Genomic DNA, 14,545 nt, shown 5'->3' with positions numbered 1-14,545 from the left:
ACGCGAGGCGGTCCCCCGAGGGGACGCGGCCCGGCTAGGGGCGGCCCGTCGCTCGGTCCGCAATGATCGGCTCGCCACTCCGCTCATCATTGGACTTGCTCCACGAGCTGGAAGATCGGCAAGTACATCAGCACGATGATCCCGCCGATCAGCACGCCCATGATCAGCATCAGCGCCGGGTTGACGAGGCGCGACAGCAGATCGGTCAGGCGCGCGGCCTCTTCGTCGTGGAAGGCGGCGGCGCGCTCCAGCATGGCCGCGACCTCGCCGCTGCGCTCACCGACGCGCAGCATGCGGCGCGCCACCGGCGTGGCCAGATCCTGGGTGTCGAAAGCGGCCGACAGGCGCTCGCCGCGCTCGATCTGCGCGGCCGCGGCCTGCACGGCGGCGCGCCAGGGCGCGGCGACCACGTCGACGACGATCTTCAAGGCCGCCAGGGCCGGCACGCCGGAAGCCAGCAGCATGGCCAGCGAGCGGTACAGCCGCGCCAGCGCCAGCACGCGCAGCCGCGGGCCCAGGCCCGGCAGGGTCCACAGCGCCGCCTGGGCGCGCTGGCGCACGATGGGCTGACGCAGCAGCGCGTAGACCGCAAAGCCGAGGGCCGCGAGGCCGCCGATGACCAGGCCCGGATGCGCGCCGGCCGTCTGGCCGAACTCGATCAGCACGCGCGAGGCCCAGGGCAGGTCGGCACTGGTCTGCTCCAGGATGCCGGCAAAGCGCGGCAGCACATAGAGCAGCAGGAAGAGGATGACGGCGCCGCCGACGCCCAGCAGCATCAGCGGATAGACCAGGGCGGCGACGAGGCGGGAGCGCAGCGCATCGACCCAGGCCAGATAACGCGCATGCTGGGCCAGGGCCGTGGACAGTTGGCCGGTCTTTTCGTTGGCGGCGACGATGGCGCAGATCAGCTCGTCAAAGGCCTGCGGCTGCTGGCGCAGCGCGATCGACAGGGGCTGGCCCTGCTCGATCTGGCCGATGACGGCGTCGAGCGCCGCGCGCACGCCGGGCTGGCCTTCCTTCTCGCGCAGGGTGTTCAGGGCTTCCAGCAGCGCGATGCCGGCGTCCAGCAGCACCGCCAATTCCTGGCTGAAGAGCTGCAGCGGAAATTTGCTGTTGCGGCGCCACGGACGGACGGCTTCGGTGCTCGCGACTTCGCTCACCTCCAGCACATGCTGGGGCGGCACGCCGAGCACGGCGGCCACGGCGGCGCGGTCGGGTGCTTCGACCCGTTCGCTGCTGACGGCGCCCGCGCGCATCACGCGGGTCTGGAACTGCGGCACGGTGCTCGCCTGCTACCAGGACGTGAGGTCGGCGTCCTCACCCTCGCCGCCGGGGCGACCGTCCTTGCCGAAGCTCAGCAGGTCGTATTCGCCATGCTCGCCGGGGCTGCGGTATTGGTAGTCATTGCCCCAGGGGTCCTTGGGCACGGCCTTGGACAGGTAGGGGCCGGCCCATTTGGGCTCGTCGGCCGGCTTGGTGACCAGCACGGCCAGGCCCTGGTCGGTGCTGGGGTAGCGGCCGACGTCCAGGCGGTATTGGTCCAGCGACTTGGTCAGCGCATCGATCTGGGCGCGCGCGGCCTTGACCTCGCTCTTGCCGATCTGGCCGAAGAACTTGGGGCCGACGTAACCGGCCAGCAGGCCGATGATGACCATGACGACCAGCAGTTCAAGCAGGGTAAAGCCGCGCGGGCGGACAAGACGGGGTCGGAACATGGGGAGCGAGGGTACAGCGGGAGGGCGACTGTTGTACGACAGGCGGCGGCGGGCAATCGGGATTTGACCGACCCGCATTCTCAGGGGAGGCATGTAAAGCCTCCCGCCGGGGGGCCGGCCGTTCAGTCCCCGACGATGGCGCCCTCGCTGAGGAAGACCAGCCGGCCGGCTGGCGTGACGGTGATGGCCGTGGGCTGGTTGATGTTGCCGCCCGGGCCCGGCTGCAGGGCCGACACCAGGCTGTTGCTGGCGATCACGGTACTGACCTGGCCGCCCGGGGTAATGCGCCGGATGGCGTTGTTGCCGGTGTCGGCCACATAGAGGTTGCCGCGGGCGTCGAATGCGAGGCCGCTGGGGTTGCTGAAGCGGGCGAAGGCGCCGATGTCGTCGATGAGGGCGGCGGAATAGGGGGCTCCCGCCACGGTGCTGACCTCGCCATTGGGCGCCAGCTTGCGCACGGTCTGGAAGCCGTCGGTGAAATAGACGTTGTCCGCCTTGTCGATGGCCAGATACCTCACGGCACCGAGCCGGACCTCGCCGCCCACCCCGTTGACATAGCCGTATTCGCCGGACTTGCCGGCCAGGGTGGTCACCACGCCGTTGGGCGTGACGCGCCGCAGCACGTAAAAGCTCTGCTCCGCGACGATGAGATTGCCCTTGCTGTCCACCACCATGCCGGCGGGCACGCTGAAGCGCGCGGCGGAGCCGACACCGTCCACGCAGCCCCAGTCCCAGGTCTTGCCGGCGATGGTGGTCACCGTGCCGCCAGTGCTGATGCGGCGGATCTGGCCGCCGTCGGAGACATAGAGATTGCCCGCCGCGTCGTAGGCCAGGCCGATGGGATAGGCGAAGGTGGCCGAGGCGGCGGGGCCATCGTCGCCGCCATAGGTCCCGATGCCGGCCAGGGTGTCCAGCAGGCGGGTCTCCAGGGAGAAACGCCGGATGCGGTGATTCGTGGTGTCGGCCAGGGTCAGCGAGCCGTTCGGTGCGACGACCAGCGCGCTCGGATGGCCGGAGTAGGCGGCAAACCGGGCCGCGCTGCCGACGCCGTCGGCGAAGCCCCCCGTGCGCCCTCCGCCCGCCAGCGTCGCCACCGTGGCGTCGACGGTCAGCGTGCGCACGGCATAGGCCGAACTGTCGAAGAAGGCGACGCCCCCGTTGGGAAGGCTGGCCAGCACCGTGGGATAGCCGGCCGACGCGGTGGCGCCCGGTCCATCGACGCTGGTCGGGTAGCCATCGCTGGTCATGCCGCTGCCGACGGCGGTCACGAGATTGCCGATGGTGGAGATGCGGGCAATGCGCTGGCTGTCGCCGACGAAGAGATTGCCACGTCCATCGAAGGCCAGTCCCTGGATGTAGCCGAGGCGGGCCGAGGTGCGGTAGCCCTCGGTCTGGCCATAGCTGTCGGGGGCGCCGGCGTAGTAGCTGACCTCGCCGGCCGGCGAGATCTGGCGGATGGCGTTGCCGTCGGCCACGAAGACGTTCTTGTTGGCGTCGACCACCAGCCTGCCGATGCTGGAGAAGCGCGCGGCAGGGCCGGCGCCATCGGTCTTGCCGCTCTCCGTGGGGCTGCCCGCCAGCGTGCTCACCACACCTGCCGCTGTGATCTTGCGCACCAGCTGGCCGTTGCTGTTGGTGCGCTCGGAGAAGTAGAGCGTGCCATCGGCATCGAAGGCCATGCCCATGACCTGGGTCACGCTCGCCTGGCTGAGGGCGCCGTCCCGGGTGTTGCAACCGTCGGCGCCCAGGAAGGTGGACACCACGCCCGCGGCAATACGGCGGATGTCGCAGTACTCGGCCACGTAGATGGCTCCGGCCCGGTCCACCGCGATTTCCGACGGGTAGTAGAAGCGCGCATCCGCCAGGGGGCCGTCGACGCGGGCCGGCGTCTTGGTCTGGCCGCCAAACAGCTTGACGGTGCCGTCGGGACTGATGCGCCGGATCACGCTGTTGCTGTTGTCGGCCACATAGAGGTTGCCGCTGGCGTCGGCGCTGAAGCCGCTGGCCCAATTGAAGCGTGCCAGGTTGCCCTTGCCGTCGGCATAGCCGCTGCCCCCGGTGTTGCCGGCCAGGATGCGCACCAGCGGCGTGACCTCCACGCGGGCGGCATTGCTGTTCAGCGTTGCGGCCGCATTGCTGACGGCCACCCGCACCCGGGTGTGCGTATCGGCCAGCGTGACGCTGCCGATGGAATAGGCGGAGAACGTGGCGCCGGGGATATCGCTCCAGCTCAGGCCCTCGTCCTGGCTCAGCTGCCACTGGTAGCGCAGCGGCGCGGTGCCGGTGGCGGAAACGCGGAAGGTGACGCCTTCGCCGTTGAAGAGCAGGGTGGCATCGAACGGCTGCTGGGTGATGGCCGGCGCCGCGGCATTCACGGTGGCGACGGCCGCATCGCTGAGGACGTAGCCGGCGCCATTGCCGACACGCACGGTGAAGCGGTCGCCGCTGCCGGCGATGGCCAGGGTGGTGGTGTAGCTCGCGTCGGTGGCGCCGACGATGGTGTTGCCGTTGCGCAGCCACTGGTAGGTCAGGGGCGCGCTGCCCGCGGCCGTGACCTTGAAGGTGACTGAGGCGCCGTCGCTGGTGGTGACCGACTCGGGCGCCGTGACGACGCGCGGGGCGACCGCCGTCACCGTGAGCCTGGCTTCCTGACTGGTGACGGCGCCGGCCGGGTTGGTGACGACGACCTTGAAGACCGCGGCGCTGTCGGCCAGCGCCAGGGCCGGGGTCGTGTAGGTCGACTTGTCGGCACCGGCGATGACGATGCCATTGCGTTGCCACTGGTACTGGATGGGCTCGCTGCCGGTGGCGGCGACGTCGAAGGACACCACGTCGCCGTCCTTGGCCGTCTGGGCCTGCGGCTGGGCCGTGAGGCTGAGGGCGATGGGCGTGACGGTCAGCGTGACGGCGCTGCTGGCCACCGAGGCATTCGGGCCACTGACCACCACCTGGTATTTGCCGCCGTTGTCGGCCATGTGCAGGACCGGCGTGGTGTAGCTGGCGCCGGTGGCGCCGGCGATGTTCTGGCCATCGCGTTGCCACTGGTAGCTCAGGCTGGAGCCGCTGGCCGTGACGCTGAAGGTGGTGGTGGCGCCGTCGCCGACCTTGGCGTCCGACGGCTGGGTGCTGATGCTGGGCGCGACGATGGCGGGGGTGACGGGCGGCGTCGGCGTGGGACTGTCGGAGCCACCCCCACCACCGCCACCGCAGGCGGTCAGCACGAGGCCCGCACACAGGCCCAGGATCAGCGCGCGCAGTCGTTGAGTTCCCGCCTGCGGTGCCACGCTTTCGATTCTCGTCATCACAATCCCCAGCTCTTGCATTCCAGCCGGGGCATGCGTGCAGGCCGCGGCCAGCCCGCGGGCCGTCCGTCCTGCTGTTGCGCGCCTCCCCAGCGCCAGCCCATCTTGGGGCCCTGTCGCGATGGCGCCGGAAACCAGCCGCCTCGCGACGGCGCCACGATAGAGGCGGCGCGGCGCGAGTGTCCATGGCAAGAATTCCCTGCCGGGCCCGGCCACCCCCGCGTTCGGGCGAGCGCCGGCCCTGGTGCAAACCCTGGCTGTGCCTGTCGGGGCCCGGCGGTTGGCGGCGGCGTCCGGGCAAGGACCGCCCCCCGGCGGATCTGCGTGGCCGCCGCCGGCGGCAGCGGCGCGCGGCTGTCCAGTGGGTGGCCGCGCACCCCGCTGAACGCGGCCGGTGAAGTCCACGCGCCGCTCGTGCCGACGTGGTGTTCCAGGCTGTGGCGGGGCATCAATGTCGGATTTATGCAACGCGACGTCCGCAGCGCCGAGAGCCTTCGCCGGGCTGCCTCAGCCCCGGCTCAGCACGCGCTCAGCGTCACCGGCGACCAGGGCAGCCACGGGAGGATAAACAGGCTCACGCGAGCATTCTTGCAGCGCAGGCGACCCGTTAGCGAAGCACAACTTTGGTGCAGTCTGCACCTTTCGCACCCAGCGAACCCGGGCTTACCCCAGTGCCGTGCACCTTGGCGGGGCAATAGAGTCTCGCCACTCGACGCGGTTCCGGGCTCCGGTTCAGGACCGCCGGGCGGGTTGTGAGGAGACAAATCAAGCGCCAAGCGCACAAGGTTGCTTCGTAACCCCGAAGACAATCCCACCGGCCACCAAGGCACCCCTTGGTGGCCGTTTTCTTTTGGGGCCGAACCGAAAGCCCCTCGTCCACGGAATAAGTGACCGGTCCCCCGAGGGGACGGCGATGCTTGCGGCATCGAGCCGCAAGCACATCGCCTGACGGGCCGGCTCGGGAGCGGCCCAGCGCTCGGCCCGGTCAAGGCACGACGGCCACGTTGCGCTCAGTGATAGAACCGAATACATGCTTGAACTCGCCACAGTCGCCCTCGCCTCTTTGCTCGCCGGTTTCATTGACGCAGTCGCCGGCGGTGGCGGATTGGTGCTGGTGCCGGCGCTGTTCAGCACCTACCCCGGCGCGGCGCCGGCCACGCTGCTGGGCACGAACAAAGGGGCCTCGGTCTGGGGTACGGGCTGGGCGACGCTGCAGTATGTGAAGCGGGTCGACCTGCCCTGGAAGCGGCTGATGCCGGCCGCCGCGCTGGCGGGCGCGGGCAGCTTTGTGGGCGCCTGGACCCTGACCCTGGTCAGCGCCGACGGCCTGCGCAAGGCCCTGCCCCTGGTGCTGGCGGCGGTGCTGATCTACACCCTGGCCAAGAAGAACCTCGGCCGCGAGCACAAGCCACGCTTCACGGGCCGGGCCGAGGCCACCGTGGCCGGCGGCATCGCGCTGGCGGTGGGCTTCTATGACGGCTTCTTCGGACCGGGCACCGGCAGCTTCTTCGTCTTCCTGTTCGTGCGACTGCTGGGTTACGACTTCCTGCACGCATCGGCCACGGCCAAGCTGATGAACCTGCTGACCAATCTGTTCGCGATCGCCCTGTTCGTCAGCAAGGGCCATATCTGGTGGCATGTCGCCGCGGTGATGGCCGTGACCAATGTGGCTGGCAGCCTGCTCGGAACCAAACTGGCCCTGAAACACGGTGCCGGCTTCGTGCGCGGCGTCTTCGTCATCGTCGTCGGCGCACTCATCCTCAAAACAGCCTGGGATGCCTTCTTCCGCTGAACTACGATCAGGCATTCCCCAGAAGAATCCACCCACCATGCCCGTCGATCCTCAACTGCGCAATCTGGACATCGAGATCCCGACCCAGCCCGAGGTCCTGGTCAAGCTCTCGCTGCTGATGGCGGCCGAGGACATCGACCTGCAGGCCATGTCCTCCCTGGTCGAGACCGACATGGCCCTGGCGGCCGCCGTCATGAAGGCGGTCAACTCCTCCCTCTATGGCCTGCGCGGCCGCGTGCAGACCGTGCACCAGGCCCTGACCTACCTCGGCATGCGCGAGGTCGCCGCCATCACCTTCGAGATGGGCCTGCGCGCCGCCTTCCCGGCCGCGGCCGAACTGGAGCAGGTCTGGACGCGCGCCTCGCAGCGCGGCCTGCTGATGGGTCGCATGGGCCAGATGCTGGGCGTCGACCCCTGGGCCGCCCACTCGGCCGGCCTGTTCGAGGAATGCGGCAAGGCGGTGCTCTACCGCCATGCGCCCACCCACTACCCCGCCATGCTGCGCGCCGCCACGCGTGACGCCGAGCTGGTGGAACTGGAGAAGACGGCCTTCGGCGTCAGCCACGACGCCCTCGGCGCGGCCCTGTGCGAAAGCTGGGGCCTGGCGCCGGCAGCCGTCGCCAGCGTGCGCCATCACGTCGAGATCCAGGCCTCGCTGACCATGCCCGAGAGCCTGGCGCGCCGCAGCGTCGCCGCGATCTCGACGGTGGCCTGGGCCCTGCTCAACCACCCCGACCAGCTCGACGACATCGCCAGCCAGATCGCCCCGCAGGCGCAGCTGGACGAGACCCTCGTGCTGCGCGCCGCGCGCCGCGTCAACGAGCAGCTGCTCGCCGCGCAAGAACACGGGCGCTAATTCCCGGACTTTTTGAAACTGTGGGGCGGCGCCGGGCCGCCCCAAGCGGACCCACAGGCGATGTGCTTGCGGCTCAACGCCGCAAGCATCGCCGTCCCCTCGGGGGACCGACCAGGCGCGCTCGCGTCCAGCGCAGCGAGACTGGGCGAGGGGCTTCAAGCAGCCAGGCTGAGCCGGTCGCGACCGGCGTGCTTGGCGATGTAAAGCGCCTCGTCCGCCGCCTGCAGCAGCGCCTGCGCACTCAGGTAGGGATGGGCCGGGCTGGCTGCCGCCAGGCCCACGCTCAAGGTCAGGTTGCCCGCGCCATCCGGCAGGCGCAGCGCCCGCAATTCATCCCGCAGCGACTCCAGCACGCCCTGGGCTTCGGCCATGCCGAAGCCCGGCAGCAAGGCCACGAACTCCTCGCCGCCAAGTCGGGCGACGACATCGGTATCGCGCTTGAAGCGCTCGTTGAGCAGATGGGCCACGCGCTGCAGGGCCGCGTCGCCAATGGTCACGCCATGGGCGAGGTTGAACTGCTTGAACTGGTCCAGGTCGAGCACGGCCAGGGCCAGCAGGCCGCGCTGGCGCTGGGCGCGCTTGAACTCGCGGCGCAGGGCCTCGTCGAAGGCGCGCTGGTTGGCGATGCCGGTCAGCGGGTCGACGCGCGCCAGGCTGGCGAGCTCACGCTGGTTGGCCTCCAGCGCCGCATGCGCTTCCTCGAGCAGATGACGCTGCTGCGTCAGCTCGCGCCGCAGTTCACGCGCATCCTGGTCCTGCTGCCACAGCGAGCCGCGGGCGCGCCGCATGGCGTGGCCGATGCGATCCAGCTCGGCGGTCAGTCGCGGTGTCGCGCTGGCATCCGGCGTCAGCGGAATGGGCGCCGACTCCATGGCCTCGCAGCCCGCCGCCAGCTGGCGCAGCGGCCGCAGCAGCAGCGCCTCGATCAGCAGCAGCTGGGCGGCACTGAGCAGCAGCACCAGCCAGGCGGCGCGGGCCAGGCCTTCGCGCGGCGACTCAAAGTCGCCCAGGCTCCATTCGAAGACGGCGACGATGCAGGCCGTCAGCAGCGGCACGCCGATCGTCAACCGCATCCGCAGCGATCCCAGCCGCCGCGGGCTGACGCTGACGCTGACGCTGACGCGGTCCAGGGTTTCGGCGGAGGAATCGGTACTCATGGGTCGGCGCTGACTGCGCACAAATTGTCACGGCCGCCTCCCGGCGCTTCGCTCGGGGTTTGTCTGCAGGGAGTGCTGCATGCCGGCAACGCCGGCTCCGACATGCGGGGCCTGCCCCGGTCCGGGCTCATGCCCGGCCGCTGGCAGGCGCCCGGGCCTTCGCCAGGCGTCGGACAAGCCGCAGGGCTTGTCCTCGGTCCGGGCTCAGTAAGGCACCTGGTCCGAGGGGTACTTCCAGAAGTCCCTGAGCAGATAGTTCATCGGCAGGTTCAGCGAGGTGTTCTTGGGCGGGATGGGCTTCAGGAACCAGCGCTCGTAGATGGCATGCGCCTCATGGCTGGTGACGAGGCGCTTCATCTCCTCATCGACGATGGCCTTGAGCTCCGGGTCGTTCTTGGGCAGCACGATGGACAGGGGCTCGATGGTCAGGAACTTGCCGACGACGCGGAACTTGGCCGCGTCGGGCCGGGCAGAAGCGAGGCCATAGAGCAGCACGTCGTCCATGACGAAGCCGTCGGCCTGGCCGGCCGCCAGCATCTCCATGGCCTTGGCATGGTCGGGCGCCTCGACGATCTTGACGTGCAGGGCGCGTTCGTCGTTGGCCTGGGTGATGGCCTTCAGCGGCGTCGTGCCCTTGCTGGACACCAGGATCTTGTTCTCGAAGCCGGCCAGGTCGTTGATGCCGCTGTCGGCCTTGACCAGATAGCGGGCGCCCGTGATGTAGTGGGGCACCGTGAAGGCGACCTTCTCGCGCCGCTCGGCGTTGTTGGTCGTCGAGCCGCACTCCATGTCGGCCTTGCCGTCGACCACCATCTGGATGCGGTTGGCGGGCGTCACCAGCAGGAACTGCGGACTCAGCGTGTTCATCTTCAGCTTCTTGCGCACGGCCTCGGCCACCTTCAGGCACAGGTCCACCGCATAGCCGACCGGCCGCCCATCGGGCAGCAGATAGCTGAACGGCACGGAAGACTCGCGGTGGGCGAGCACGATGCGTCCGCTGGACTGCATGCGCTCCAGCGCCGGGCCGGCCTGTGCGTTGTTGACGAAGCTGAGGGCGAGGAGGAGCGGCAGCAGGGTTTTCATGGCCGGACCATTGTGATTCAGACCCCTAGAGTCTGACCATGCGAAGTTGGCTTTGGCTGATGCTTGCGGCATTGGCCTGCTTGGCCGTGGCCGATCCGGGCTCACCTGGTCCCGCCCGATGACCAGGTCGGTCGCATGGGCGCCGAGCGGCGCTACCGGACCGTGAAGGCCCTGACGAAAAAACCGTGCTCTGGCCGGACGTCGGCCTGAGCGGGGGGCCGGACACGGTGACGCTGAACGCGGCCCCGCCGTAGCTTCAGCAGGCCACCGTGTCGACGCCTTCGGCGACGGTGCGGTTGCGCCCGCCACGCTTGGCTTCGTAGAGGGCCTTGTCGGCCGCGGACAGCAGGTCTGCAAAGCTGGTCGCGTTGGGAGTCAGCATGGCCAGGCCGGCCGACAGCGTCGCGCTGACCGTGCCGCCCTCGGGCGTCACGAAGGGCGCCTCCTGCACCATCAGGCGGATGCGCTCGGCCACCTCGCAGGCGCCGGCCAGGTCGGTGCGCGGCAGCAACACGACGAACTCCTCGCCGCCATAGCGCGCGGCGAGGTCGCCGGTGCGCAGGGAGCGCAGGATCAGCCCGCCCACCTGGCGCAGCACCTCGTCGCCGGCCGGGTGGCCATGGCGGTCGTTGATGGCCTTGAAGTGGTCGATGTCCAGGAACAGGCAGGCCAGCGGATAGCGATGCCGCACGGCCTGGCTGAACTCGATGAGGCTGCGGTGGTCGAAGTAGCGGCGGTTGTGCACGCCGGTCAGGCCGTCGGTCATGCCGGCGCGGCGCAGGCGCTCGCGGTTCAGCATGCTCTCGATGGCGATGGCCGCGATGGCCGCAAGGCGGTCCAGGAATTTGGTGCCCGAGGCAGCGTCGTAACGGTCGGGGTCGCGCGAGCCGAAGTGCAGGCTGCCGATCAGCAGGCCCTGGCGGATCAGCGGCAGCAGGGCCGCCGAACGCATCGTCGTGTCTTCGCCGAAGGCCTTGAGCAGCAAGGCCTGGTCGGGGCCGGGGCCGACGAGGCGGGTGGTGCGCGCGGCGCCGAACAGATTCTTCAGCGGGCCGTGGCTGTCCAGCAGCTGCGGCGCCTTGATCATGGGCAGGGCCGGCAGGGCGCGGCGCAGTTCCTCGTCGGGGTCGAGCAGCCACAGCTCGGCGGCGTCCAGGCCGAAATCGTCGCGGCATTCGACGAGCAGCAGGTTGACCAGCTCCTCCATCGAGCTCACCGCGATGAGGCGGCGCTCCAGCGCGTCGAAGCGGTCCAGCTTGCGCTCGTTGGCCGTGGCAGCGTCCAGCAGGGACTGCAGCTGGCGGCGCAGTTCCTGGACCTGGACTTGAGGGTTGGGCGCGTTCATGAAGCCGCGATTGTGAGGGCGGCGCGCTCGAAGCTTCTTTGCAGGCCGGTGACCGGGTCCTTGAAAGCGATCGCGCGTGCAACCAATTGCAGCGGCGCGTCCAGCTTCGGCGGGTTCTCGTGAGGCTGCAGCACGGGGTAGATGCGGTCGCCCACCAGCGGCAGGCCGAGGGCGTTCATCTGGGCGCGCAGCTGGTGGCGCAGGCCGGTGTGCGGACGCAGTTCGTAGCGGGCCAGCCCACCGGGCAAGGCCTCGACCAGGTCGACCCAGGTCTCGGCATTGGGCTCGCCGTCAACGACCTGCATCTGCATGAAGTTTTCGCCCTCGGGCTCCTCCAGACGATGCTTCACCACGCGCGGCCAGGGGCCGGCGCCGGCCGGCGCGAGGGCTTCGTAGACCTTGGTGACGCTGCGGTCGCGGAACAGCCGGTGGTAGGCGTCGCGCTCCTCGCGCTTCAGGTTGAAGACGACGAGGCCGGCCGTCTCGCGATCCAGCCGATGCACCGGATTGAGGTCAGCCAGCCCGGTGGCATGGCGCAGCCGCGCCATCAGCGTCTGGCGCGCGTAGAGGCCGCTGGGCGTGACGGGCAGGAAGTGGGGCTTGTCGGCGACGAGCAGGTGCTCGTCCTGGAAGACGATGCGGGCCTCGAAGGGGATGTCGGGCTCGACGTCGAGATGGCGCCAGTAGTAGATGCGGCGGCTGCCGCGGTAAGGCGCGTCGGCCACGGGCCGGCCGTCGTCGTCCACCACGTCGCCGCGCTGCACGCGCTCGGGCCAGTCGTCCACGCGCGGCAGGCGTTCGACGAGAAAGGCCGTCGTCGTGGCCCAGGGCCCCGGCGGGCAGAACACGGCACTCGCCGCGACACCCTCGCGCAGCGGCAGCGCGGGTTTGGGCGGCCGCGCCACGCCCTACTCGATGCGCGGCCCGCCGCGGGCGCGCTCGTCCATGTAGGCATCGAGCCGCTTCCTGTCCTGCGGCTCGGCACGGTTGCCGCGCCATTCACGCACCCAGGCGTCGCGCTTGGGCTCGCTGGCCAGCTTGCGCACGGCGGCGTCGATGGCCTCGATATGCCGGCGGCCTTCCGGCGTGCGGCTGCAGGAGACCGTGGCCAGCAAAGTGCTCAGGCCCTCGGCCACGGGCAGGGCCACCAGGGCGCCGGGGTCGCCGACGCGAGCCAGGTAGTCCTTGACGACGCTGGGGTACTCCAGCGTGTAGTCCATGCGGCCGGCGCGCAGCATGTCCAGCAGCTGGGTGCTGAGCTGGGCGCCCACGGCCAGGCGCGGCACGACCTGGTGGGACAGCAGGTTGTCGATCTGCGGCCCGAAGGCGCGGTCGCGGGCCAGCAGCAGGCGCAGGTCCTGGCGCTGCAGCAGATCGGCCAGCACCAGGCGGCCGTCCTGGGGCCGGCCCTGGGACAGCTCGGCCATCAGCTTGCGCGGCACGATGACGTGGATCTCGCGCGAGATCAGCGGCGGGTAGAGGTGGGAGAAGTAGAGCCACTGCAGGCGCTCGGGCGTGCGCACATGCATGGTCGAGCACAGGGTCTCGCCGCGCCGGCTCTCGGCTTCGTAGCGCGCCGTGCTGGCCTCGACGAATTCATGCCGGTACTCGGGCATGCGCTTGAGCAGCACGCGCATGAAGCCGTCCACCTCGCCATGGCCGAGCTCGGCGATGGAACGCGGCGGGCGGCCCTGCACGAAGCTGAAATGCGGCGGCACGTCCTGGGCCACCCAGCGGATGGTTTCAGCGGGCGGCGGGGCAGCCTGGACGGCCAAAGCCACCAAGCCGGCGGCTGCGCACAGCCAGCGCAACACTCAATCTCCCTCTACCCATTCAATGCGGGCGCCGAGCTCGCAGATGTGCTCGACGAAGTTCGGGTGGGCGCGGCGAATGGGCGTCGCGTTCTTGATCACGCTCTTGCCCGGGATGCTGGCCGCCACCATCAGCAGCGCGATGGCGACGCGGATGATGTAGGGACTCTCGACCTCGGTCGGGCTCAGCGGCTTGCCGCCGAAGGTGATCATGCGGTGCGGGTCGCTCAGGAAGGCATGGGCGCCGAACTTGGCAAGCTCGCTGGTCCAGCCCATGGCGCCGTCGTAGATCTTGTTCCAGAACATCACGCTGCCTTCGGCCTTGACGCCCAGGGCCACGAAGATGGGCAGCAGGTCCACCGGCACATAGGGCCAGGGCGCCGCTTCGACCTTCTGCAGGATGTTGCGGGTGAAGGGTTCCTTGACCTTGAGCGGGCCGTTGGTGACGCAGCGGCTCCAGCCGTCCTCGTGGACGATCTGCACGCCGAACTTGGCGAAGGTGCGGTCCAGCAGCGGGAACATCTCCGGTGCGCTGTTCTTCACGCGCACGTCGCCGCCGGTGATGGCGCCCAGGGCCAGGAAGGTGACGATCTCGTGGAAGTCCTCGGTGAAGCTGTAGTCGGCACCGCCGAGTTCCTGCACGCCGGTGATCTTCAGCTTGGACGTGCCATGGCCTTCGATCCTGGCGCCCAGCAGCGACATGAAGTTGCAGAACTCCTGCACATGGGGCTCGCTGGCGGCATTGGTCAGCGTCGACACGCCGTCGGCCAGGGCCGCGCAGAGCACGAAGTTCTCGGTCGTCGTCACCGAGGCGTAGTCGGTCCAGTGGGCGTTGGCCGTGAGAGGCCGGTTCACGCGCAGCACCAGGCCGTCGGGCAGGCGCTCGACCTGGGCACCGAAGCGCTCGAAGACTTCCACGTGGGGGTCGATCTCGCGCGCGCCCAGGGTGCAACCCTTGACGTCGTCCTCGATGCGGGCGGCGCCGAAGCGAGCCATCAGGCCGGGCACCAGCATGATGGAGGAGCGCATCTCCTCGGGCAGGCGGTCGACGGCCGGGTCGAAATGCGTGTCGCGGTGGTGGACGTCGAGGATGCCGGTCTTGAAGTCCAGCTCGACCTGGGAGCCGAGCTTGCGGAAGACCTCGACGATCTTCTTCACGTCGGTGATCTCGGGCACGCCGCGCAGACGCACCGGCTGCCTGGTCAGCAGCGTCGCGCAGAGGATGGGCAGGACGGCATTCTTGTTGGCCGAGGGAATGATGCGGCCGGAAAGGGGGGTGCCGCCGTGGACGATCAGGTGAGACATCGAATGACAGTTTGCGGTGCGCGCAAGCGGCGCGCGGTCGCATTGTCGGGGTTTGCGGCCGGGCGCATCGGCCGGGGCCCGGAAGCTTTGCTCCGAAGCGGGGGAATCATTCCTCCGTAGTGGCGCCCCCACCGCAGGAACGGGGGGCAATCCGGATGACGCGGCCGGCCGGCCTTGCT

Annotated in this window: 11 protein-coding genes; 2 read left to right on the top strand and 9 right to left on the bottom strand. The window is 69.6% G+C overall.

What is annotated here, in order from left to right:
- Positions 1–86: 86 nt before the first annotated feature.
- From AC3WOE_RS28950 to AC3WOE_RS28940, 3 genes are all read right to left on the bottom strand, one after another.
- On the bottom strand, positions 87–1,280 hold the full coding sequence (locus tag AC3WOE_RS28950) for a type II secretion system F family protein (RefSeq protein WP_492695690.1): 1,194 nt from the start codon (positions 1,278–1,280) through the stop codon (positions 87–89).
- A 12-nt stretch (positions 1,281–1,292) separates the two neighbouring features.
- On the bottom strand, positions 1,293–1,715 hold the full coding sequence (gspG, locus tag AC3WOE_RS28945) for a type II secretion system major pseudopilin GspG (RefSeq protein WP_492695688.1): 423 nt from the start codon (positions 1,713–1,715) through the stop codon (positions 1,293–1,295).
- 122 nt (positions 1,716–1,837) lie between these two features.
- Complete coding sequence (locus AC3WOE_RS28940) at positions 1,838–5,017, bottom strand: DUF8696 domain-containing protein (RefSeq protein ID WP_492695687.1); 3,180 nt, start codon at positions 5,015–5,017, stop codon at positions 1,838–1,840.
- Between the two features lie 1,030 nt (positions 5,018–6,047).
- Between AC3WOE_RS28940 and AC3WOE_RS28935 the strand changes: the two genes are divergently transcribed.
- Together AC3WOE_RS28935 and AC3WOE_RS28930 are read left to right on the top strand one after the other, a co-directional pair.
- Positions 6,048–6,809: a sulfite exporter TauE/SafE family protein gene (locus tag AC3WOE_RS28935; RefSeq protein WP_492695685.1), complete on the top strand. Its 762-nt coding sequence runs from the start codon at positions 6,048–6,050 to the stop codon at positions 6,807–6,809.
- Between the two features lie 37 nt (positions 6,810–6,846).
- Positions 6,847–7,665: an HDOD domain-containing protein gene (locus tag AC3WOE_RS28930; RefSeq protein ID WP_492695683.1), complete on the top strand. Its 819-nt coding sequence runs from the start codon at positions 6,847–6,849 to the stop codon at positions 7,663–7,665.
- Positions 7,666–7,820: 155 nt separating this feature from the next.
- On the opposite strand, the gene AC3WOE_RS28925 is transcribed toward AC3WOE_RS28930, so the two are convergent.
- The 6 genes from AC3WOE_RS28925 to AC3WOE_RS28900 all read right to left on the bottom strand — a co-directional run bounded on the left by AC3WOE_RS28925 (position 7,821) and on the right by AC3WOE_RS28900 (position 14,366).
- Entirely contained in the window at positions 7,821–8,822 is a 1,002-nt protein-coding gene (locus AC3WOE_RS28925) for a GGDEF domain-containing protein (protein ID WP_492695681.1), read from the bottom strand.
- A 204-nt stretch (positions 8,823–9,026) separates the two neighbouring features.
- Positions 9,027–9,905, bottom strand: a complete 879-nt coding sequence (locus AC3WOE_RS28920; protein WP_492695679.1) for an amino acid ABC transporter substrate-binding protein — start codon at positions 9,903–9,905, stop codon at positions 9,027–9,029.
- Positions 9,906–10,161: 256 nt separating this feature from the next.
- Positions 10,162–11,250, bottom strand: coding sequence for a GGDEF domain-containing protein (locus AC3WOE_RS28915; protein WP_492695677.1), 1,089 nt, complete (start codon positions 11,248–11,250; stop codon positions 10,162–10,164).
- The gene (locus AC3WOE_RS28910) at positions 11,247–12,155 is read right to left on the bottom strand and encodes a pseudouridine synthase (RefSeq protein ID WP_492695675.1); all 909 of its coding nucleotides are present in this window, start codon (positions 12,153–12,155) and stop codon (positions 11,247–11,249) included. The genes AC3WOE_RS28915 and AC3WOE_RS28910 overlap by 4 nt, the downstream gene beginning before the upstream one ends.
- 3 nt (positions 12,156–12,158) lie before the next feature.
- Complete coding sequence (locus AC3WOE_RS28905) at positions 12,159–13,064, bottom strand: TIGR02285 family protein (protein ID WP_492695674.1); 906 nt, start codon at positions 13,062–13,064, stop codon at positions 12,159–12,161.
- Positions 13,065–14,366 carry a UDP-N-acetylglucosamine 1-carboxyvinyltransferase gene (locus AC3WOE_RS28900; protein ID WP_492695672.1) on the bottom strand — a complete coding sequence of 434 codons (1,302 nt, stop codon included), beginning with the start codon at positions 14,364–14,366 and terminating at the stop codon, positions 13,065–13,067.
- Positions 14,367–14,545: the final 179 nt, after the last annotated feature.

The organism is Roseateles sp. FW305-36, from assembly GCF_058787015.1.
Note: the sequence above shows the minus strand (reverse complement) of the source record. Positions and strands in the feature narration are given on the sequence as shown.